This is a genomic window from Paucibacter sp. KBW04, assembly GCF_003852425.1.
Lineage (GTDB): Bacteria > Pseudomonadota > Gammaproteobacteria > Burkholderiales > Burkholderiaceae_C > Paucibacter_A.
The window spans coordinates 40,870-62,351 of sequence record NZ_QAJN01000007.1 but is presented as its reverse complement, the minus strand read 5'-3'; the positions used below and the strand labels follow the sequence as shown (position 1 = coordinate 62,351).

General features: G+C 61.8%; 11 protein-coding genes. 9 read left to right on the top strand and 2 right to left on the bottom strand.

Going from position 1 to position 21,482, the window contains the following annotated elements:
• Positions 1 to 3: 3 nt before the first annotated feature.
• Positions 4 to 2,904 carry a TonB-dependent receptor domain-containing protein gene (locus tag DBR47_RS08440; protein WP_124448912.1) on the bottom strand — a complete coding sequence of 967 codons (2,901 nt, stop codon included), beginning with the start codon at positions 2,902 to 2,904 and terminating at the stop codon, positions 4 to 6.
• A 1,264-nt stretch (positions 2,905 to 4,168) separates the two neighbouring features.
• Between DBR47_RS08440 and DBR47_RS08435 the strand changes: the two genes are divergently transcribed.
• From DBR47_RS08435 to DBR47_RS08395, 9 genes are all read left to right on the top strand, one after another.
• Positions 4,169 to 6,934: a TonB-dependent siderophore receptor gene (locus tag DBR47_RS08435; RefSeq protein ID WP_197046943.1), complete on the top strand. Its 2,766-nt coding sequence runs from the start codon at positions 4,169 to 4,171 to the stop codon at positions 6,932 to 6,934.
• Between the two features lie 489 nt (positions 6,935 to 7,423).
• Positions 7,424 to 10,348: a TonB-dependent receptor domain-containing protein gene (locus tag DBR47_RS08430; RefSeq protein WP_124448908.1), complete on the top strand. Its 2,925-nt coding sequence runs from the start codon at positions 7,424 to 7,426 to the stop codon at positions 10,346 to 10,348.
• 395 nt (positions 10,349 to 10,743) lie between these two features.
• A complete protein-coding gene (locus DBR47_RS08425) occupies positions 10,744 to 13,641 on the top strand; it encodes a TonB-dependent receptor domain-containing protein (RefSeq protein ID WP_231512201.1) in 2,898 nt (965 codons plus the stop codon).
• Positions 13,642 to 13,710: 69 nt separating this feature from the next.
• Entirely contained in the window at positions 13,711 to 14,979 is a 1,269-nt protein-coding gene (locus DBR47_RS08420) for an NAD(P)/FAD-dependent oxidoreductase (protein ID WP_124448906.1), read from the top strand.
• A gap of 8 nt (positions 14,980 to 14,987) precedes the next feature.
• Positions 14,988 to 15,743: a class II glutamine amidotransferase gene (locus tag DBR47_RS08415; RefSeq protein WP_124448904.1), complete on the top strand. Its 756-nt coding sequence runs from the start codon at positions 14,988 to 14,990 to the stop codon at positions 15,741 to 15,743.
• Between the two features lie 95 nt (positions 15,744 to 15,838).
• Positions 15,839 to 16,954: a sensor histidine kinase gene (locus DBR47_RS08410; protein WP_124448902.1), complete on the top strand. Its 1,116-nt coding sequence runs from the start codon at positions 15,839 to 15,841 to the stop codon at positions 16,952 to 16,954.
• Entirely contained in the window at positions 16,951 to 18,084 is a 1,134-nt protein-coding gene (locus tag DBR47_RS08405) for a sensor histidine kinase (protein WP_124448900.1), read from the top strand. The genes DBR47_RS08410 and DBR47_RS08405 overlap by 4 nt, the downstream gene beginning before the upstream one ends.
• A gap of 43 nt (positions 18,085 to 18,127) precedes the next feature.
• Entirely contained in the window at positions 18,128 to 18,934 is an 807-nt protein-coding gene (locus tag DBR47_RS08400) for a LytTR family DNA-binding domain-containing protein (protein WP_124448898.1), read from the top strand.
• 130 nt (positions 18,935 to 19,064) lie between these two features.
• Positions 19,065 to 20,768: a M14 family zinc carboxypeptidase gene (locus DBR47_RS08395; RefSeq protein ID WP_124448896.1), complete on the top strand. Its 1,704-nt coding sequence runs from the start codon at positions 19,065 to 19,067 to the stop codon at positions 20,766 to 20,768.
• On the opposite strand, the gene DBR47_RS08390 is transcribed toward DBR47_RS08395, so the two are convergent.
• Positions 20,743 to 21,465 carry a PEP-CTERM sorting domain-containing protein gene (locus DBR47_RS08390; protein WP_124448894.1) on the bottom strand — a complete coding sequence of 241 codons (723 nt, stop codon included), beginning with the start codon at positions 21,463 to 21,465 and terminating at the stop codon, positions 20,743 to 20,745. The two genes, DBR47_RS08395 and DBR47_RS08390, sit on opposite strands and share 26 nt — an antisense overlap.
• Positions 21,466 to 21,482: the final 17 nt, after the last annotated feature.

Below are 21,482 nucleotides of genomic sequence, written 5' to 3'. Positions count from 1 at the left end.
TCATCAGAAGGCTTGGTTGTAGCGCACCCAGACGAAGCGATCGATTGGCAGATCCGGGTCGACCGAGGCCGAGGAGGAGTTACCGCCGTAGCCGCTGTTGGCGTCGTAGTTGATGCGCGGCTTGACATTGAACACATTGTTCGCGCCGACCATCAGCTTGCCCTTCCAGGGGGTCATGTAGCTCACGCTCAGGTCGTTGTAAATCACGGAACCCTTGCGATCAAAGCCCGTGCCACCGCTCCAGTTGCCTGATGCGTTGTTGCACTCGATAGCTGCGTCAACGTCCCAGCAGTTGGTCTTCACGCTGCTGTAGTAGCGGGTACCGAAGGACGCACCCCAATCACCCTTGCTCCAGTCGAAGGTGAAGTTCGAGCGGAACTTGTAGTAGGGGTACTCATCGGAGTAGTCGACCCAGTCAGAGGTCTCGGTGCTCTTGATCTTGTAGCTCTTCAAGTAGGTGGATTCCGACTTGAAGTTGATCTGGCCCCAGGACATGGCAGGGAAGCGGTAGCTCAGGCCGAGGTCGATGCCTTCGGTTTCTTGCTTGCCCAAATTGGCGTTGCCGCGTTCCAGATAGTTGATCTGGCCGGTCAGCGGGTCACGCTTGAACTTGTTGCAGAAGCTGCTCACACCTTGCACATAGCACTGGTTCAGTTCGTAGGTCGCGCTGACGCCGGTGATGCGGTTGTCGATGCTGATGCGATACCAGTCCAAGGACACGTTCAGACCGGGCAAGGCCGAGGGGCTCACCACAATACCCAGAGTCGTGGTCTTGGCCGTTTCGGGCTTCAGATCCGCATTGCCCGCACCCGTTTGGAAGGGGTAGGGGGTTTGGGCAGCACCGGTCACCGGGTTGCCTGCCTGGTTGACTTGGCGGAAGGTCGGCGAGACACCGGCTGCAAGGCAGTTTGCCTTGGCGGTGGCATTGGTTGCGGCTGCGCCAAGCTTGCTGTCGCAAGGGTCCAGATAGGAGTCGTAGGACTGTGAGCCGCCGCCAAAGGTGTCGCTCAAAGTCGGGGCGCGGAAGCCTTGTGCCCAAGTACCGCGAGTCAGCACGTCCTTGATTGGCTTCCAGGTGAAGCTGGCTTTGCTATTGGTCGTCGTGCCAAAGTTGCTGTAGTCCGAGAAACGGGAAGACAGATTCAAGCTCAGCAGCTCAGCCAGAGGTGCGCCCTTCAGCAGAGGAATTGCGAGCTCACCATAAACTTCCTTGACCGAGTAGTTGCCGGTGGTGGTCTTGGCTGCCAGGTCGGTGGAGTAACCCGATTGCTCGAATTGGCCGGGGCGGTCGTAGCCCGCCACGGTCCGGTACTCCACGCCGACGGCTGCACCCAATGCACCTGCGGGCAGATTGAAGAGTTCGCCGGACATGTCCGCATTGACGCTCTTGATCGTGCTGCCGTAGGTGCCTTGGCCCGTCGACATCACATAGTCAAGCGCTGTAGCCGACGAAGCCGAAGGACCGCCCAGGATGTTGAAGGGCGTGCACTCCGCCAGCGGGATGGGGTTGGCTGCCGTGCCGCACTGAACCACATTGTTGGCGTTTAGGAAGGAGGGGCCGAGAGCCTTCTTGAGGTTCAAGAGGTTCAGGTTGCCGGTCGACAGCGTCGTGCCCTTGACGTCGCTGTAGTTGGCGCCCACGCTCCAGGTCCAGGGCTTGCCAGCGATGGTCAGATCACCTTCAAAGCCGCCATCGATGTGGAATGTCTGGTTTTCATTGCCCGTCACGCGCGGCACTTCGATGGTGCGGCGGTAGAAGAACAGGTCCTGACCATTGCCAGCACCGGCCACGGCATTGCCGTAGGGGTTGAAGTAGCTGTCTTTGTCGATGTAGACCGGGTACTTGCTTTGGGTCTGGCTATTGACGGGGTAGCCGGCAACTTGACGGGAAGAATTGCGGTCGGAGTACATCGCCGTGCTGGCGAAGCGCACGGTCGGCGTCAGTTCATAAGCGCCCTTGACGAAGATGGTCTTCAGTTCCGTCGGCGACTGGAACATCATCTGGTCGGTCGAGTTGAAGGTGTCGGCCTGCGCGCCGGCATAGGTGTGATAGTTGGCCGGGTCACGCGAGTCCGAGCCCGTGCCATCGCCCCAACCGCCACCGGTGTGGTTCAAAATCTTGTTGAAGCCGGTAGCGCCGCCACTTGCGCTCACCTGGCGAATCCGGCCCCAGGGGCTGGCGCCGAAGCCATCGCCCACGTGGTCGGGGCCGTAGGTGGTGGCCGTGATGTCACGGTCCTTGGCCCAAACAGGGTCCACCTTGTTGTAGGCGAAGGCAAACATCAGCGAGGCCTTTTCATTGCCGCCGCCGTAGCTGAAGTTGAAGTCTTGAACTCGGCCGTCGCCCTTCTGGTTTTGGCCGATGTAAGCGCTGGCGCTGCCGCCCTCCATGCTCTTCTTCAGGATGAAGTTAATCACGCCCGCAATAGCGTCCGAACCGTAGATGGACGAAGCGCCGTCCTTCAGGATTTCAACCCGGTCCACCATGGACGAGGGAATGGTGGACATATCGGTGTAACCGCCGACGGTCTGGCTCCAGCGCTTGCCGTTGACCAGGACCAGCACTCGCTCGGAACCCAGGTGACGCAGATTGGCGTACTGGCCACCTTGCTCGCGGTTGGAGGTCAGCACAGCGCCCTTGCTGAAGTCAGGGGAGCCGGCCGAGGTCATGGAGTTGATCAAATCACCCACGGTGACCAGACCGCTCTTCTGAATGTCAGCCTGGGTCATCTTGACGATGGGCTGAGCGGTTTCAGAGTCGATCTGACGGATGCGCGAACCCGTGACTTCCACGCGTTCGATGGTCTGCGGTGTCGACGCTGATTGGGCAAATGCCACGTTGGCCAGGCCGCTGAGGGCCAGCAACGCAGCAAGTGAGACTTGGGTGCGGTTGTGTTTGGACATAGGAACTCCTGGAGGGAAGGGGCTGGTGAGCCTTGCGAACGGGGTCTGCGTGTGAAGCCTGGATAGGGGCTTCTGCAGCCTTCTGAACGACTTTCCATTCTTGCCCTCGGCCTTCTCGGCTCGCTCCGGGGGAAGACCCCTTGCGGGCGTGCGCTTTTTGAACCGCGGCGCCGAAACGGACTCGAAATCGACGCCCTCAAGCACGGCCCATTTCACGTAGTCGCAGGTAATTGTTTGGAAATTACCGGTAAAAGTAACCAACGGACCGCACTCTGCAAACTTTCGCTTGCCTAGAAATGTGCGCCTGCCGCCCTGTTTTGCCTGGCCTAGAAGGTGTCGGCGCGTTGCCGTTTGGCAACGATTGCTTAATGTTTGAGCAGAAATCCCAGGATCTGACCGACTGGACGAAGGATGTTTTGGCTTGTTTGTTGTATTTGTGTGACGAAATTATCGATCTTGTGGCCTCGTCTTTCCATTTGTGCGAATTGCGCCCCGTCTATCCGAAGGCCGCTAATTTTTAGGCCTTTGTGCAAATGTACTTGGCAGTGCTATTCGTCATGCCAATGACTCTTCAATGCATTCAAAGTGCGCTTGGTGAATTAATGACATGAATTTGTGCGATTAATGCATTGTTTTGTGGCGGCATATCGCATCAAGTATTGGTGCGCAATGTGAGCATTTCCATTTCTCTTGCTTTCGACTTTCCGATGTCTGGCGTTAATTCGGTAGGAAAGTCGGAATTCGAGTTGATGCGCTCAAGCAGTGGAAATCTGGTGTGGACCGAAATGGTGGTAGAACGCGGCCTTGGCTTGGGTGACCAACTCGCTGCTGGGCGGGAGTTTGAGAGTCGGTTTGTGTTAATCGCGGACATTGTTTGCGCAGTGCTTGTGCGGCGCGCGAACAGTTGTTTTGAGCTGCGCAGAGAGGTTTGGTGAGGAACGCGGGGAAATGGGGGTTTCCTCTTTAGGCGAACTCCAGCTTGGAAACAGAAGTTTCCCCAGTGTTTATCGGCATTCCGAGCGCGAATCGGCATATTTCATCCAATATGCCGCGGAGATTTTTGGCAGATTCTCTTGCCACAAATTTGCTGAGTTTTCCCGGCTGCGTTGTGCCTCGTTCACAGGTGTTGCTGCTGTGTGAAGCAATGTAAGTTCAAGCTAAATTTTGGGAAGAAGTGCCGCTGGCCTCCGCCCTCTTCCTTATCAGGAACGCGCAGGGAGGTGCAGTGGCTTTTTCGTCCACTACTCCCAAAAGGATGCTCATGTTGAGGAATTGCAAGTTCAGCGCGGTCAGTGCCGCCGTGTTCGCTGTTGTCGCTATGTCGGCGCAGGCACAGACCGCCCCGGCGCAGCAACTGGAGCGAGTTGAAGTCACCGGCTCGAACATCAAGCGCCTGGCTGCTGAAACCGCTTCGCCAGTCACGGTTGTTGGTCGCACTGAAATCAAGCAGTCCGGCGCGAATACCGTTCGCCAAGTCCTGGACACCATCACGTCGACCAGCACCAATGAATTGACCGACAACGGCAATTCCAGCAGCTTCGCCGCGGGTGCTACCGGCGCTTCGCTGCGTGGTCTGGGCAAGGGTGCAACCCTGGTTCTGTTGAATGGCCGTCGGGTGGCGTACTACGCTCTGGCAGACGGCGCCAAGGAAACCTTTGTCAACGTTGATTCGATCCCGGCCGACGCCATCGAGCGTGTTGAAGTGCTGAAGGACGGCGCATCGGCCGTCTACGGTTCGGATGCCATGGCCGGTGTGATCAACATCATCACCCGCAAGGACTACCAAGGCGTTGGCATCAGTGCCAACTATCAAACGGGTATCGAGCCTTCCCTGCAGAAGCAGATGACGGCTAGCGTCGTTGGTGGCTTCGGCAATTTGACCAAGGATCGATTCAACGTCTTGCTGAATGCTGAGTTCTACAAGCGCGAAGGCTATACCCTGGCCGATGCCTTGAGCTCCTATCACCCGTACTACAAGCAGATCGTGAGCCCTGCCCTGGGTGACCCTTCTCTGATTTCCTATCCGGGTAATCTGTTCAAAGGCAACACCCGTACCAAGCCTGTTGCGGGCTGCCCAGCTTCACAGCTGAACGCTGCTGGCGCTTGCACGACCAACATCAACGACCTGAATCAAATCTATGACCCGGCCAAGCGGGTGAACTTGTTCGCTTCGGGCCGATTCCTGGTTTCAGACTCGGTAGAGGCTTTCGCCGAAGCCTCGTACTCAAAGACCGAGACCGAGTATTTGGGTCTGCCCTTTGGTCTGAGTGCACCTGGCACGCAGTACAAGTGGTTTGACGGCAATAGCAAGAAGGTTCAGCTGGTCAACAAGCCCTTGATTGCTGCCAACAATCCTGCGAACTCCCTGGGTGTGCCCGCTGGTCTTGAGTACCGCTTCATGGATGACCTGGGTATGTGGGCTGCGCCGGCTGAAGCCACCCAGTACCGAGTTCAAGCTGGTCTGAAGGGAACTTTTGGCAACTGGGACTGGGAGACTGTGATTGGTCGCCTGGGCGCTGACGGTGAGAAGAATGGCGTTGGCGCTCATCGCACCGACTTCATCAACGCCGTCTCCAGCGGCGAGTACAAGATTGCTGGCTCCAACAGTGCCGATTTGCTGAATCGCATGTTCCGCAAGCACAGCCTGAATGGCTCGAACAGCACCAATTTCATCGATGCCAAGGTCAGCGGTGAATTGTTCAGCCTGCCTGCCGGTCCTGTGATGGGTGCTTTCGGTGTTGAGCATCGTGAAGAGAACGTCAAGATCAAGTCTTCCGAGAACCTGTTGAACGCTGAAATCATCGGCAATGGCTCGGTCTGGATCGAAGGTGATCGCAAGCTCGATGCCGCTTTTGCGGAAGTCGAAGCGCCGTTGTTCAAGGGCTTCACCGCCAATGCGGCTGTTCGCTATGACAAAGCCACCGGCTTTGAGGGCCATATGTCGCCCAAGCTGGGTCTTCGTTACGAAGTGCTGCCGCAAATGCTGATGTTGCGCGGTACTTTGTCGGAGGGTTTCCGCGCTCCCAACATCCCGGAAACCCTGGGCAAGGTGGGCTTGACCGGCTTCTTCAACAACACGGTTGACCCCAAGCGCTGCGAAACGGCCACCCAGATTCGCGACATCCTGAAGAAGGGCAATGCCAACGACGTTCAAGACGCCACGGCTGCTTTCAACTCGGGTTGCCTGGTCTCGGTTCCCGCCATGATCTCGGCCAATCCCAATGTCAAGCCTGAGTTGTCGCGCAGCGCAACCGTCGGCTTTGTGTTCGATCCGGTCAAGAACCTGTCCATCGCGGTGGACTATTACAAGATCGAGCGTCGCGATGAAATCTCCTACCGTGACCCGGCTTATGTGCTGGATCGCGAGGGCGACGCTGGATACAAGGATCTGATCGCTCGCGTGCCCGTCAGCGGTACCGACCAAGCCCGTGCCGATCGTGCAAACCAACTGGACCCCACAGCCAATGTGTCCTGGAAGGCCGGTGAGTTGGTCACCTTGCTGCTGCAGTATGAAAACTTCGGCAAAACCGAATCCTCGGGTATTGACGTAGACATCAAGGGTCAGGTCGGCAACGCTGAGTTCGGTACCCTGCGCATGGGCCTGTCGGCGACTTACGCTTTGACTGCCCGCGAGTGGGACATTGAGGCTAATTCCTATCGTCCGAATCGTGTTGGTCTGCGCAATACCCCGCGTCTGCGCAGCATCTTCAGCTTGGCCTGGGCCAAGAATGATTGGACAACCGGCCTGCGCTTCAACTACACCTCGGCTACCAAGCTGAATGACAGTGAAGCAGATGAGTCCAGCTGGAGCGAGGCGGCTTGCCAGGCTCGATTGAAGCCGGGCGCTTATCCTTGCTTCGTCGAAAGCTATGTGCGCACGGACTTGAATGTTAGCTACCGTGGCTTCAAGGGTCTTACCCTGAGCCTGAACGTTGGCAACCTGTTGAACAATCCAGCTCCCATCAATTTGCGCGATACGTACTCGATTCGTCCGCGCACCGTCAAGGTGGGTGCTGAGTACCGTTTCTAAGCCTAAATCTTGAGGTCCAGTGGCAGAGTTTTGCCACTCGCGACTCAACCCGAAAAGCCCGGCCAGTGCCGGGCTTTTTTTCGTTTGCCGCCAGGAATTATGACCACCCCCTCTATTTGTGCGAATGGCGAATGAGTCGGATGCATTTCGATACCTTTGTGCGACGCATCTGAAAATTAATGTCGAAATCTCAGCCAGTGCCTTAGGTCATATATGCCGTTGCTAACAAGCCAATTTGTCGGGCTCTGTGCAAGGTAAATGCCTTCTGGTGTGCGTTTGTCGCCCGTTTTGCCAAAAGTCATATATGCGGCAGCGAAGCAAGTATTTGTCGCGTTAGACCCATAGGTATTGACCCCTTGTAGGCATTCACATAGGCACTCCTAGACTTTCTTCGGCACACAGCTCCTCGGGTCTCTAGGGCGTAAACCTTAACGTCTGCGGACTTGCAATCAGAGCTCGGCATATCGCCAAATCCACGGAGGAAATTTGATGTTGAAGCAAGCAAAAGTCAGCGCTATCAGCGCTGCGGTTTCTCTGGCCCTGGGCGCCCTGGCGACCCCGGTGTTCGCTCAGCAGGCCAGCACCCAGCAACAGCTGGAGCGCGTTGAAGTCACCGGCAGCCGCATTCTGTCGATGAATGCCGAATCGTCGGCACCGATTCAGGTGATGACGGCAGCCGATATCGCTACGTCTGGCGCAGCCAATCTGCAGGACTTGTTGTTGAAGAGCCCGGTGTTTGGTACCCCGGGCTTGAGCCGCAGCAATTCCAACTTCTTCACCACTGGTGCGGGCGTTGCGACCATTGATTTGCGCAATCTGGGCTCTAGCCGAACCTTGGTCTTGGTCAACGGACGCCGGTATGTCTCAGGCGTTCCCGGTGACTCCGCCGTGGACTTGAACACGATTCCTACTGACTTCATCGAGCGCGTTGAAGTCATGACTGGCGGCGCATCTTCGACCTATGGTTCGGACGCTGTCGCCGGTGTGGTCAACATCATTTTGAAGCGCAACTTCAGCGGTCTGACTCTGGATGCTCAGCTTGGGCAAAGCCAGAAGGGCGACGATCAGAAGAAGAAGTTCAGTGCGACTTGGGGTACTTCGTCTGCTGACGGCGGATCCAATTTGATGGCTCACTTCGGTTTCAGCCGTCAGGGTGAAGTGAACTCGCGCGATCGTTCCGCGTCGGCCGTGGACCAAAACTCCTTGGTCGTTGGTGGCCGCTCGGTCGATCCGGCTGATTTGTACAAGGGCTATGTGTCCTTCTCGGGTTTCGCACCGGCCGGCCGCTATCAAGGCACCGACGCCAATGGCAAAGTCATTGACTTCACCTTTGACGCCAACGGCAAACAAATTCCTTGGAGCCAAAACGGCCCCGCCGGCGATGGCGTGAACGCCACGGGCTTCAACCGCTCGGCCTATCGCCGTATTGCTGTGCCGGTGGACCGCTTGTTGCTCGCCGTGAAGGGCGATCGCACTTTTGCCGAAGCACATCAGGCCTTCTTTGAAGCCACCTATGCTTCGACCAAAGCACAAACCAATATCGAACCCTTCCCCCTGGGTTCTGACTCCATCTATCCGGACTCTGGCGGTGACGTGCCCGCCAGCTTCACGGTTGACGGCAAGACGGTTCGCAACCCCTTGGTGCCCGCCAACTTGGTCGGCGACGTCTACTCCTTCCAGCGCCGTATGTCGGACTTCGGCCCCCGCACCTACACCGTTGAGCGCGACACTTTCCGCCTCGTGACCGGTGTGAAGGGCGAGATCAACAAGACTTGGAACTACGAAGCGTTTGCAGGCTACGGCTTCACCAAGGAAGCTCAGAACGGCACGGGTCAGGTCAATGTCTTGAACTTCCGCAGCGCCCTGGAAGCGATTCCTGACGGCAAGGGTGGAGCCATGTGCCTGGATGCGAATGCGCGTGCACAAGGCTGCGTGCCGCTCAATATCTTCGGTCTGAACTCGATGTCGCCCGAAGCCATCGCGTATGTCCAGGCGCCTCAATCGCTGACGACCAAGGTGACGCAGAAGACGGCCGGCGCCAGCATCAGCGGCGAGCCCTTCAATCTGCCTGCCGGTCCGGTTGGCATTGCGGCTGGTCTGGAGTGGCGTGAGGAAAGCTCCAGCTCGATCAACGACGCATTGACGGTGGCCGGCCTCAACGGTGGCAACAAGACGCCCAACACCATGGGTAGCTTCAACGTCAAGGAAGCCTTTGTCGAAGCTCGTCTGCCCTTGCTGAAGGATCTGCCGCTGGTCAAATCGCTGGACGGTACTTTGGCCTTCCGTACGGGTGACTACTCCACCGCGGGCAAGGCCAATAGCTGGAACGCAGGCCTGGACTGGGCGGCTAACTCGACGGTTCGTGTGCGCTTGACACGAGCCGTTTCGACCCGCGCCCCCAATATCGGTGAGCTGTATCAAGGCCCCTCGCAAGACTTCCCCTCGGTCAATGACCCTTGCGACAAGGTGAAGGCCACTGATACCGGTGTGTTGGCCGACCGCTGCAAGGCTGCACCTGGCGTCTTGGCCAATATGAACGCCAATGGCGGCGTTTTCACTTTGACTCAACCTGATACCCAAGGCGTCAGCGGCTTCAATAGCGGCAACCCCAACCTCAAGTCGGAGCAAGGGACTTCGTCGACCTTGGGCTTTGTGATCACGCCCAAGACGATTCCTTTGCTGAAGAACTTTGCTTTCACGGCAGACTACTTCGACATCTCGATCGACAAGGCCATTGCCAACCCCGGCCGTCAGTACGCGCTGAATCAGTGCTATGACGGAGGCGACCAATCGTTCTGCAAGTTCATCACCCGTCGCGCGGTCGCTAACAGCGCTGGCAGTGCAGGCGCGTTGACCTACATCGACCAAGCACCGGTGAACAGCGGTGGTTTGAATACCCGCGGCGTTGACTTGACTGCTAGCTATGCAGAAAAGGTCGGCCCGGGTCGTCTGAGCAGCCGTCTGTCGTATACGCATCTGATTGATGCCTGGAACCAAGCAACGCCGGAATCGACCGCTGACACCTACCGTGGTGAAGTCGGCGCCCCCGCCAACAAGTGGACCCTGAATCTGGGTTACGACTACGGCAACTGGAGCCTCAGCACCACGACCACCTATATCGGTGAGTCCTACTTGGACGATCAGTTCGCGAGCAAGTACCTGAACAATCCCAAGAAGTACCCCTTGTTCACCAAGAACAGCTTCAAGATTGCTTCCAAGGCTTACTTCGACATGCAGGGCAGCTACAAGTTTGGCAAGGCGCAGGTCTATGTGGGCGTTGATAACGCCTTCGACACCAAGGCACCTCCGATCATCACCGGCCTGCCTGGCAATACCACGGGTGCAGAAACGGCCGCGGCGGTTTACGACCCCATCGGTCGCCGCTACTACGTCGGCATCCGCTACAGCATGTAATTTCGTCTAACGAGCTGCCGCGGCGGCTCTTCTAGACGCATGCCTCCAACCGGCCCATCGGCAACGATGGGCCGGTTTTTTCTTGGCGATGTCGCCTTGGATGTGTGCCCGAAGTTCTCGGCTGTGCGGTGAGCAAATGCGCTGTCTCGCTTTGCCAGCAGGTCTTGCACAGCCGGTGGACGCTGAGGCGAGCCTGCCAGGCAGGGTTTGGCGTCGATGGCGTGCGAGGCTCGCCCCCGACTGCGGGTCGCAGACTTCGCCCGCTGTTGCCTTGCGTCCACAAGCCGTGGATTTCTTTCCTAGACTTGCGCCCCCTGCCATCTTGCCGGGCGCCCGCGCGCGGAGGTTTTGCCTTCCTGGACCGCGGCCCCGTGTCCCCTGGAAAGAAGCGCTGTTTGTTGTCCTCGTTCAAGCAATCCAAATTCAAGCTCGCGCCTGCGGCTGCTCTTCTGTGTCTTGGCGCGCAGGTCTCAACGCCCTGGGCGGCCGATGATGCCCCGCCCCGCCTGAGTCGTGTCGAGCTCACCGGCAGCCGCCTGCTGGCCATGACGGCCGAATCGGCGGCACCGCTACAGGTTTTGACGGCGGCCGATATTGCGGCCTCAGGCGCCGTCAATCTGCAAGAGCTTTTGCTCAAGAGCCCGTTGATGGGCGCGCCGCTGATCAGCCGCAACAACTCCAATATCAGCACCTCCAGCGCCGGCATCGCCACGCTGGATTTGCGCAATCTGGGTGTCGACCGAAGCCTGGTGCTGGTCAATGGGCGCCGCCATGTGGCGGGCATGGCCGGCTCCTCGGCGGTGGATCTGAACACCATCCCCGCGGACTTTGTCGAACGGGTCGAGCTGCTGACCGGCGGCGCCTCGGCCGCCTACGGCTCGGGCGCCGTGGCCGGAGTGATCAACATCATTCTCAAGCGCGAGTTCGAGGGCTTGCTGCTGGACGCTCAACTGGGCCAAAGCCAGCATGGCGACGATGCCAAGCGCAAGTTCAGCGCCACGCTTGGGCGCAAGTTCTCGCAAGGCAGTTTGATGCTGCACGGCGCCATCACCCGCCAGGGCGCGGTCTATTCGCGGGACCGCGCCGCCACGGCCAAGGACCAATACTCGCTGGTGCTAGACCCGGGTTCTAGCGACCCGGCCGATCTGTTCCGGCCCGGCCCCTGGCCTTCCAGCTATGCGCCGCAAGGCCAGTTCTTCGGCGTCGACGCGGCGGGCCAGGCGCAAGACTTCAGCTTCGATGCACAAGGCCGCCAGATCCCCTGGTCCTTGAACGGCCCCAACAACGATGGCGTGGGCGCCACCAGCTTTAACCGGGCGGACTACCGCGCCATTGCCGTGCCGGTGGATCGTTATCTGCTGGCGGCGAAAGGCGATCTGGTCTTGAGCCCGGCCCATGCCTTGTTTTTTGAAGGCACTTGGGCGCGCAGCCAGGCGAAGTCGTATATCGAGCCCTTCGCGCTCAGCTCCAGCGACATCTACCCCGCCACCGGCTGGGTGCCCACGGTGTTCGAGCACGAGGGTCAGGTCTTGCGCAACCCCCTGGTGCCGCAGAACCTGCAGGGCGACTACGCCTTCACCCGTCGGCTCTCCGACATCGGGGCCCGCCTGGTGAACGCCAAGCGCGACAGCCTACGCCTGCTGTTGGGCCTGCGTGGTGAGTTGAGCCCGGCCTGGTCCTACGAGGCCTATGCCGCCCATGGCCAGACCCGCGAGGCGCAGAGCAGCGCCGGCCTGATCGATGTGCGCAAGTTCCGCCATGCCCTGGAGGCGGTGCCGGACGCCAGCGGCCGTGCCATCTGCCGCGACGCCGAGGCGCGCGCCCAAGGCTGTGTGCCCCTGAGCCTGTTCGGCTACAACAGCATCAGCCCCGCGGCCGCGGCCTATGTGGCTGCGCCGGGCCAGATGGACACCCAACTCACCCAGCAGTTCGCCGGCTTCAATCTGAATGGTGAGCCTTGGCAGCTGCCCGCCGGCCCGCTGGCCCTGGCCCTGGGCGGCGAGCTTAGGCGTGAGAGTTCGGACATGGCCTTCGACGCCGTCTCCCAAGCCGGCCTGAACGCCTCCAATGCCCTGCCCAATACGCGCGGCTCGTTTGAGGTCAAAGAGCTGTTCGCTGAGGTGCGTCTGCCCCTGCTGAAATCCTTGCCCGCGCTGCAGCGCCTGGACGCCTTGCTGGCCTACCGCCTCAGCGACTACAGCACGGCCGGTTTGAACCACAGCTGGAATCTGGGCCTGGACTGGGCCATCAGCCCCAGCCTGCGGGCCCGCTTCAGCCGCGCCCAGTCCAGCCGTGCGCCCAATATCGGCGAGCTTTACCAGGCCCGCATGCAGAACTACCCCACGGTGCAAGACCCTTGCGAGGGCGTGCGGGCCAGCGAGACCACGGTGCTGGCGCAGCGCTGCATGGCGGCGGCCGGCGTGCAGGCCAATATGGCCACCCATGGCGGCGTGTTCACGCTGACACCGCTCGATCTGCAATCGGTCAGCGGCTACGACAGCGGCAACCCCTTGCTGCAGGCCGAGGTCGGCCGTTCCAGCACCTTGGGTCTGGTGCTCACGCCCAAGGGGCTGCCTGGGCTGAGCCAGGCGGTGTTCAGTGTCGATTTCTTTGACATCCAGATCGCCCGCGCCATCAACAACCCCGGTCGCCAGTACGAGCTGGATCAGTGCTACAACGGTGGCGCGCAGTCCTTCTGCCGTTTCATCAGCCGCCGTGCCGAGGCCAGCGTGGCGGGCAGTGCCGGTGCGCTGAGCCTGATCGACCAGCAGCCGGTGAATAGCGGTGGCCAGCAGGTGCAGGGCCTGGACTTCGCCGCTAGCATCAGCGAACCGATCGGCGCCGGCCGCCTGAGCGCGGGCCTGAGCTGGACCCATCTGCTGCGCGCCTGGCAAAAACCTAGCGACACCGCCGAGCGCGACAGCAGCCTGGGCGAGCTCGGTAATCCGGTCAATAAGTGGACGCTCAATCTGGGCTACGAGCAAGGCGCTTGGGGCCTGGGCGGCCGCGCCAGCTATCTCGGCGCCAGCGAGCTGGACGATCAATTCCAGAAGTCCTTGCCCGAGTTCCCGCGCTCGGCCTTCCGCGTGCCGGCCAAGCTTTATGTCGATCTGCAAGCCCGCTACCGCTGGGGCCGGGCCGAGCTTTACCTCGGCCTGGACAATGCCTTCGCCACCCAGGCGCCGCCCGTCATTGCCGGGCTGCCCGGCAGTGTGGATGGCAGCGAGACCGCGGCCGGCAGCTACGACCCCATTGGCCGGCGCTACTACCTGGGTCTGCGCTTGAGCCTTTGATTGCGAGCTTTCGGCCGGGCGGGGCGCGCCCTCTGCCTAAAATGCCGCGTCGCCCGGAGGAATAGAACAATGTCAGAGCAAGCAGCCAGCCCCGCCACCGCCAAGCCCCTGCCCTTAGAGGCCTTGCCGGATCGCTGCGAGGTGCTGATCGTAGGCGCCGGCCCGGCCGGCAGCGCCTGCGCACGCGTGCTGGCCCAAGCCGGTGTGGACGTGCTCTTGATCGACCAACAGCCCCAGGGCCGCGACAAGATCTGCGGCGATGGTCTGATCCCCGATGCCCACAAGGCCTTGCAGCGCTTAGGCCTGCTGGAGCCGGTGATGAGCTTGGCCCAGCATGTAGCCCATGTGGGTTGCATAGGCCCGCGCGGCGGCCGCATCGATGTGCCCGGCACCCTGGCCGTGCTGCCGCGCCGCCAGCTGGATCAGCTGCTGAGCCAGGCCGCCCGCGAGGCCGGCGCCAAATTCATCGCCCCGGCCCGTTTCGAGAAGCCGCTGGAAGACGAGCAGGGCCGCGTCATCGGTGCTTTGCTCAAGGTCGGCGACGCCTTGGTCGAGGTGCAAAGCCAATGGCTGATCCTGGCCACCGGCGCCGTGCCCAAGGCCTTGAGCGCCGCCGGCATGTGCGAGCGCCACACGCCCAGTGGCATCGCCCTGCGCGGCTATGTGCGTGCGCCCAGCATGGTGGGCCGCATCAAGGCCATGGACGTGGTCTGGAGCCAGGCGGTGCGGCCGGGCTATGGCTGGATCTTCCCGGCGCCCGACAACTGCTTCAATATCGGCGTGGGTGTCACCGACAGCCACAGCGCCGTCGGCGGCAAGGGCTCCAAAAAAGAGCTCAATCTGCGCGCCATCTTCGACGCTTTTGTGGCCAGCTACGAGCCCGCCGCCCAGCTGATGCGCGAAGGCGAGTTGGTGGGCGACTTGAAGGGCGCGCCCCTGCGCTGCACCCTGGAGGGCGCACGCTGGAGCCGGCCCGGCCTGATGGTGACGGGCGAGGCCGCGGGCAGCACCTATTCCTTCACTGGCGAGGGCATTGGCAAGGCCATGGAGACGGGCATTCTGGCCGCCGATGCCTTGCTGGCCGGTCGCCAAAAGAGCTGGAGCGAGGGCCAGGTGCGCGAGGCCTTTGAGCAAAGCCTGCGCGCGCTCAAGCCCAAGTTCGACCTCTATCAGCGCGCCAACAAGGTCAATGCATTCCCGTGGTTAGCCGACTTGCTGATCTGGCGTGCCCAGCGCAGCCCGCGCCTGCTGCAGCGCATGAGCGGGGTCTTGAACGAGACCAGCAATCCGGGCAATCTGGTCAGCCTCAAAGGCTTCTCACGCCTCTTTCTTGAATAGCCAAAACCATGTGCCAACTCCTGGGCATGAATGCCAACACGCCGACCGATGTGATGTTCAGCTTCACCGGCCTGGCCAACCGTGCCGAGGAGCACAAGGACGGCTTCGGCATCGCCTTCTTCGAGGGCCGCGGCCTGCGGCATTTTGTGGATCACCACAGCGCCCGCGTCTCGCCCCTGGCCAAGCTGGTGCAGGACTATCCGATCAAGAGCGATAACGTCATCGCCCATATCCGCAAGGCCACCCAAGGCCAGGTCGCGCTGGAAAACACCCACCCCTTCCAGCGCGAGCTCTGGGGTCGCTACTGGGTGTTTGCCCACAACGGCAATCTGAAAGACTTCAATCCCCGACTGCACGCCGCCTTCAAGCCGGTGGGTCAGACGGACAGCGAGCGCGCCTTTTGCTGGCTGATGCAGGAGCTGGCCAAGGCGCACTGCGATGTGCCCAGCATCGAGGAGCTGACGCACACCCTGCGTGAGTTGATGCCGCAGCTGAACGCCTACGGCACCTTCAATATGCTGCTCTCCAACGGCCAGGCCCTGTGGGCCCATGGCTCCACCCATCTGCACTACCTCTTGCGCAGCCACCCCTTTGGCCGGGTGCAGCTGCAGGACGAGGACCTGAGCGTGGACTTCGCGCCCCAGACCACGGCGCAAGACCGGGTGGTGGTGATCGCCACCGAGCCCCTGACCCGGGGCGAGCCCTGGATCGCCTTTCAGCCGGGCGAGCTGAAAGTGTTTGTGGACGGTTTGCCGCAGGGTTGATCCATTCGCCGCCGTTGTCGGCCAGTTATCCAAGCAATCCGCAGCTCGCCGCATCCTCAGCCGCCGAGCGGGTTGGCTCGCCTAGACTGCGGGCCATGCAAGACAAACAAGCCCCTCGCTTTGACTGGTCGCTGCTGCTGTGCCCAGGCCCCAAGCGCCGCTTCACGCCCGAGGAGATGCGGCGCGGCGGCAATCAGCCTTGGCCCAAGGCGATTGATGCTTATGTGGCGCTTAATATTTTCTTGCTGCTGATCCCCAGTGCGGTGAGCTTCCGTAGCCTGCCACCCGTCGTCACCGTGGGGGCCATGGTCGTCGAGGCCTTGATCGGCTGGATCGCCTTGCTGGTCGCCCGTCATTTGTGGCGTAAGCCCACCCGCTTACGCCTCAACCTCATCTCCTTCGGCTTTTCCCTCGTGCTCGTTTCTCCTTTGGGCTTGGACAAGTACTGGCTGCCGGAGGGCGTGACGCATAAGGACTTGGCTTTTCCCCTGGTGGGCGGCCTCACCCTGCTCATCATGACCCTCAGTTCCTGGTGGTTCCTGGTCATCTACCGCGTGCATCAGATCGACGCCCGCCTGCGCGAGCTGGACGAGCAGGAGCGCAACCTCAAGCTGGCCCGCCGCCTGGCCACGGCCCAGATCCAGCCGCACTTTCTGTTCAACACCCTGGCCTCCGTCCAGCACTGGGTGGACACCCAAGACCCCCGCGCCGGCAGCACCTTGCGCTCCTTCACCGCCTATCTGCGCGCCACCCTGCCCATGTTCGAGCGCGAGAGCTTGACGCTGAGCGAGGAGCTGCAAATCGTGCGCAGCTATCTGGAGGTGATGAAGGCCAGGCTGGGCGAGCGCCTGCAGTGGACGATTGAGCAAGACCCTTCGCTTGACGCGCTGCAACTGCCTCCAGGCCTGCTGCTGACCTTGGCGGAGAACGCCATCGCCCATGGCATCGAGCCCGCGCTCGGCGGCGGCCGTGTGCAGCTGCGGGCGTGTTTGGCTGCGGAGTCCATCTTGCTGGAGGTCGAGGACGACGGCGCGGGCCTCAGCCCCGAAGCGCAGGATCGGGTGGGCCTGAGCAATAGCCGAGAGCGTCTGTTGCAGCGCTTTGGGCCGCAAGCACGGCTGAGCCTCTTAGCTCGGGCGCCCGGCACCCTGGCGCAGATTGCGCTGCCTCTGGCAGCTTTACAAATGCCGACCAAGCAAGAAGAACAATGAACCGTTTGCGCAATTTCTTCCGCCAGCTGGACTGGCGCGTGGCCTTGATGCTGGGGCCGCGCCACCGCTTCAGCCCCGAGCAGTGGCGGCGCATGGCCCATCTGATCGAGATCTCGCCCAATGTGAAGGTGGCGGCGGTGATCAATGCCTTGCTCCTGTCCCTGATGCTGGTTTGGGGCTTGCCCGATGAGCTGATGCTGAGGGTCTACGGCGTGACGCTGCTTTTCAGCCTTGCCGTGCTGGGCCTGGGCGTGGCGGTCTGGCGGCGGCCCACCATGAAGCGCCTGTACCTGGCTTACGGGATCAGCATCTTTCCCCTGGGCGTGATCACCGGCATGGCCAAGGTGCTGTTGCGCGATCGACCCGATCTTGTGCCCTTGGCCCATGAGCTGCTGCTGCGCGGCGCGGCCTTTGCCTTCATCGCGGCCATGAGCATCTGGGTGCTGGCCATGTGGCGCAATGAGTTCCTGGCCGACTGGCTGCATGACGAGGACGAGCGGGCGCAGAAGCAGGAGTTGGCTCAGCGCCTGTCCAGCGCCCAGATCCAGCCCCACTTCTTGTTCAATTCCCTGGCTTCCTTGCAGCACTGGGTCAACACCCGGGATGGGCGAGCCGCTCCCTTGCTGGCGTCTTTGACGGCCTATCTGCGCGCCACCTTGCCTTTGTTTGATCGCCAGCTGCTGGCCATAGGCGAGGAGGCCGAGGCCGTACGGCGTTATCTGGAGGTGATGCAGGCCCGCCTGGGCCCGCGTCTGCGCTTCAGCCTGGAACTCGACAGCTCGGCGGCCCAGCAATGCCTGCCGCCCGGTGTGCTGCTGACCCTGGTGGAGAACGCGGTGGAGCATGGCGTGCAGACCCAGCTCAGCGGCGGCGAGGTGAAGCTGCGAGCAAGCCTGGCCGCCGACGGCGCCTTGCAGGTTCAGGTGCTGGACGATGGCCCCGGTCTGCCGCCCGATTGGTGTGGCGAAGCCGCAGCGGCCCAGCCCTTGAGCCATGCTCAGGGCAGCTTGGGCCTCTTGAATACCCGGCTGCGTCTGCAACAAGCGTTTGGCGCGCGCGCCAGCCTGTGCCTGAGCAATCGCGCGGAAGGCGGCTGCCAGGCCGAACTGCGGGTGCAGGCGCAGGCCTGAGGCTGAACCCATCCAATATCAAAAAACATGGAGGCATAGAGTGATGAGCCCTAGTCAAGCAAACCCCATCCGCGCCCTGATCGCCGACGATGAAGAAGGCCCGCGCGAGCAGCTGCGCGCCGCCCTCAAGCGCCTGTGGCCCGAGTTGGATATCGTGGCCGCCAGCGAGCACGGCGTCGACGCCTGGGACGATTTTTTGGCCCACGAGCCGGCCCTGTGTTTCTTGGACATCCGCATGCCGGGCCTGAGCGGCATCGAGGTGGCGCGCCGCATGGCCGCCACGGCCACACCGCCCCAGGTCGTTTTCGTCACCGCCTTTGGCGACCATGCCGTCTCGGCCTTTGACGCCGGTGCGGTGGACTATGTGATGAAGCCGGTGGATGACGCCCGCCTCGGCCAAGCCATTGCGCGGGTGAAGAGCCGCCTGCAAGCAGTCCAGCCCGGTGCTGCGCCCGGCCCCGATCTGCAAAGCCTGCTCAAGCAATTGCTGCCCGCGGCCGCCGCCCACAAGCCGCGCCCCATTCAGGCCAGCCTGGGCCGCGAGATCAAGCTGATCGCGCCCGAGGACGTGATCTATTTTGAGAGCGACAACCGCTACACCCGCGTGGTCTACCGCGAGCCCGGCGCGGCCAAGGACGGCGAGGCCCTGATCCGCACCCCGCTGAAAGAATTACTGGCCCAGCTGGATGCCGAGGAGTTCTGGCAGGTGCATCGCTCGGTGCTGGTGAACAGCCGCTGCATCGCCAGTGCCCTGCGCATCGATGAAAGCAGCATGGTCCTCAGCCTGCGCGGCCGCGACACGCAGCTGCCCGTCTCGCGGCAGTTCCAGTCGCTGTTCAAGGGGCAGTAAGCGCGAAGGGCACAAGGCCGGCCACCCCCGGTTCAGGTGCCGAAAAAACCCGCAGGCCAGAATCGGGTGGCTTCTTGGCCGGCTTTGTGCACAATCTGCGCCACCTCCCTGTCTTGAGATGCGAGCAGCCATGGCCGTCCTGCCGACCCCCCGATTCGACGAGTTTTATCGTTATGAAGCCCTGACCGAGCTGCTCTTCGCCTACGCCGAGGCCAGGCCCAATCTGGTCTCGGTGCGCAGCATAGGCAAAAGCCATGAGGGTCGTGACATCTGGGTGTTGGTGCTAACGAACACCGCCACCGGGGCCGATGTGGACAAGCCCGCCTTCTGGCTGGACGGCAATATCCATGCGGCCGAGCTGACCGCCTCCACCACCTGCCTCTACTACCTCAACCATCTGGTGACGGGTTATGGCGTGGACCCACAGGTCAGCCATCTGCTCGATACCCGCGCCGTCTATATGGTGCCGCGCCTCAACCCCGATGGCGCCGAGCTGGCCCTGGCGGACCGGCCGCGCCATATCCGCTCCTCCACCCGCGCCTATCCTTTTGATGAAGCGCCGGTGGATGGCCTCACCGTCGAGGACGTGGATGGCGATGGCCGCATCCTCAGCATGCGCGTCCGTGACCCGCATGGCACTTACAAAAAGCATGAACAAGACCCGCGCCTGATGGTGGCGCGCGAGCCCGGCGAATTCGGCGGCGAGTACTACCGCCTGATCCCCGAAGGCTTTATCAAGAACCACGACGGCCTCACGGTCACGGTCAACAAGGACCGCGAGGGCCTGGATTTGAATCGCAACTTCCCCAGCGAATGGCGGCAAGAGCACAAGCAGCTGGGCGCCGGCCCTTATCCGACCAGCGAGCCCGAGGTGCGGGCCATGGTGGACTTCATCGTCGCCCACCCGAATATCGGTGCGGCCATCAGCTATCACACGCATAGCGGTGTGATCCTGCGGCCCATGGGCTGCCAGAGCGATGACGACATGATCCCGGAGGACTTGTGGACCTATAAGCGCTTCTCGGCCCTGGGCGAAAAGTTGAGCGGCTACCCCGCCATCAGCATCTGGCACGACTTCCGCTATCACCCCAAGGAAGTCATCACCGGCACACAGGACTGGGTCTACGAGCACTTGGGGGCCTTGTTCTGGGTGGTGGAGCTGTGGTCACCGAACAAAGAGGCCGGCATCGAGGGCTATAAATGGATCGACTGGTACCGCGAGCATCCGGTGGAGGACGATCTCAAGCTGCTCAAATGGAGCGATGAGCACTGCGGCGGCCAGGCCCATGTGGACTGGCAGCCCTTCCATCACCCCCAGCTCGGCGACGTCGAGATTGGCGGTTGGGACAAGATGAACTTCTGGCGCAACCCGCCACCGGCCCTGCGCCAGCGCGAGGCGGCGCGTTTCCCGGCCTGGATGGACCAGATCGCGCTATCCCTGCCGCGCCTGGAGCTGCTGCGCACCGAGGTGCGCGCCCTGGGCCCGGACACCTGGCGGGTGCGCATGGCCGTGGCCAATAGCGGTTATCTGCCCGCCTATGTGACCAAGCGCGCCCTGGAGCGCAAGATCGTGCGCGGCGTGATGTTCGAGATCTATCTGCCCGCCGGCAACCCCGAGGTCAGCCTGGTCAGCGGCAAGGAACGCATGGAAGGCCCGCAGCTGGAAGGCCATGGCCCCAAAACCTCGCAGCAAGCCTTTCTGCCCAGCCGCGAGGTGACGGCCGACCGCGCGGTGGGCGAATGGGTGCTGCGCGCACCCAAGGGCACGCGCTTGGCCTTGAGCGCTTGTGCGGACCGGGCGGGCACGGTCAGGACCGAGGTGGTGTTGGACTGAGCTTGCGCCAAGCCAGCAAAGCGAGCCCGAGCAAAAGCAAGACCCACTGCTGGGGCTCTGGCACGGCGGCGGTCATCTGGCCGTATTGGACGTGATCCACCTCGATGCCACCGCTGCTATTGCTGATCTGGATGGACTGGATGCCCCCGGCAAACTGCAGGCCGAAGAAGCGATCCTCGGCCGTGGTGGCCGCAGCGCTGCCATCGGGGATGCCGTTGAAGCTGAAGCTGCCCAGGCTTTGCCCATCTGCGCCCTTGGCACTGAAGGTGATGGTGCCGAAGCCATCGGTCCAAACCAAGCCAAAGGCGGTGGGTAAGGCCCCGCTGCCGACAAAGCTGAAGCCCACACCGGGCACACCATTGCCAAACCAGCTGGCGCAGCGCCCTGCGGTTTGCGGCCCGCAGGTGCCGTCTATCGTGCCGTCATCACTGTCCACCGAATCGCGGATGCCGGCAAAGCTGACGCTGATGATGGAGCCGCCGCTGCCCTGCAGGCTGGCGTCCAGACTGCCGTCCTCAAAGGTTTCCAACAGCGTGGGGCTGCCGCCATGATAGAAGCCGGCCGGGATGTCGGCCGGCGAGAGGTAGGCGCTGGGGCCAAAGAAGATTGGGGCGGCTGAGGCGGCCGCCAAGCCCGGCACGGCGCTGGCCATGAGCGCGGCCGTGACCAGGGCGGTGGGCTGAGTTGAACGTGGCATGTCAATACTCCTGATGT

Excerpts from the sequence above, each read along its gene's own strand:
- DBR47_RS08440 (WP_124448912.1), bottom strand. The coding sequence starts at position 2,904 with ATGTCCAAACACAACCGCACCCAAGTCTCACTTGCTGCGTTGCTGGCC.
- DBR47_RS08430 (WP_124448908.1), top strand. The coding sequence starts at position 7,424 with ATGTTGAAGCAAGCAAAAGTCAGCGCTATCAGCGCTGCGGTTTCTCTG.
- DBR47_RS08420 (WP_124448906.1), top strand. The coding sequence starts at position 13,711 with ATGTCAGAGCAAGCAGCCAGCCCCGCCACCGCCAAGCCCCTGCCCTTA.
- DBR47_RS08415 (WP_124448904.1), top strand. The coding sequence starts at position 14,988 with ATGTGCCAACTCCTGGGCATGAATGCCAACACGCCGACCGATGTGATG.
- DBR47_RS08410 (WP_124448902.1), top strand. The coding sequence starts at position 15,839 with ATGCAAGACAAACAAGCCCCTCGCTTTGACTGGTCGCTGCTGCTGTGC.
- DBR47_RS08405 (WP_124448900.1), top strand. The coding sequence starts at position 16,951 with ATGAACCGTTTGCGCAATTTCTTCCGCCAGCTGGACTGGCGCGTGGCC.
- DBR47_RS08400 (WP_124448898.1), top strand. The coding sequence starts at position 18,128 with ATGAGCCCTAGTCAAGCAAACCCCATCCGCGCCCTGATCGCCGACGAT.
- DBR47_RS08395 (WP_124448896.1), top strand. The coding sequence starts at position 19,065 with ATGGCCGTCCTGCCGACCCCCCGATTCGACGAGTTTTATCGTTATGAA.
- DBR47_RS08390 (WP_124448894.1), bottom strand. The coding sequence starts at position 21,465 with ATGCCACGTTCAACTCAGCCCACCGCCCTGGTCACGGCCGCGCTCATG.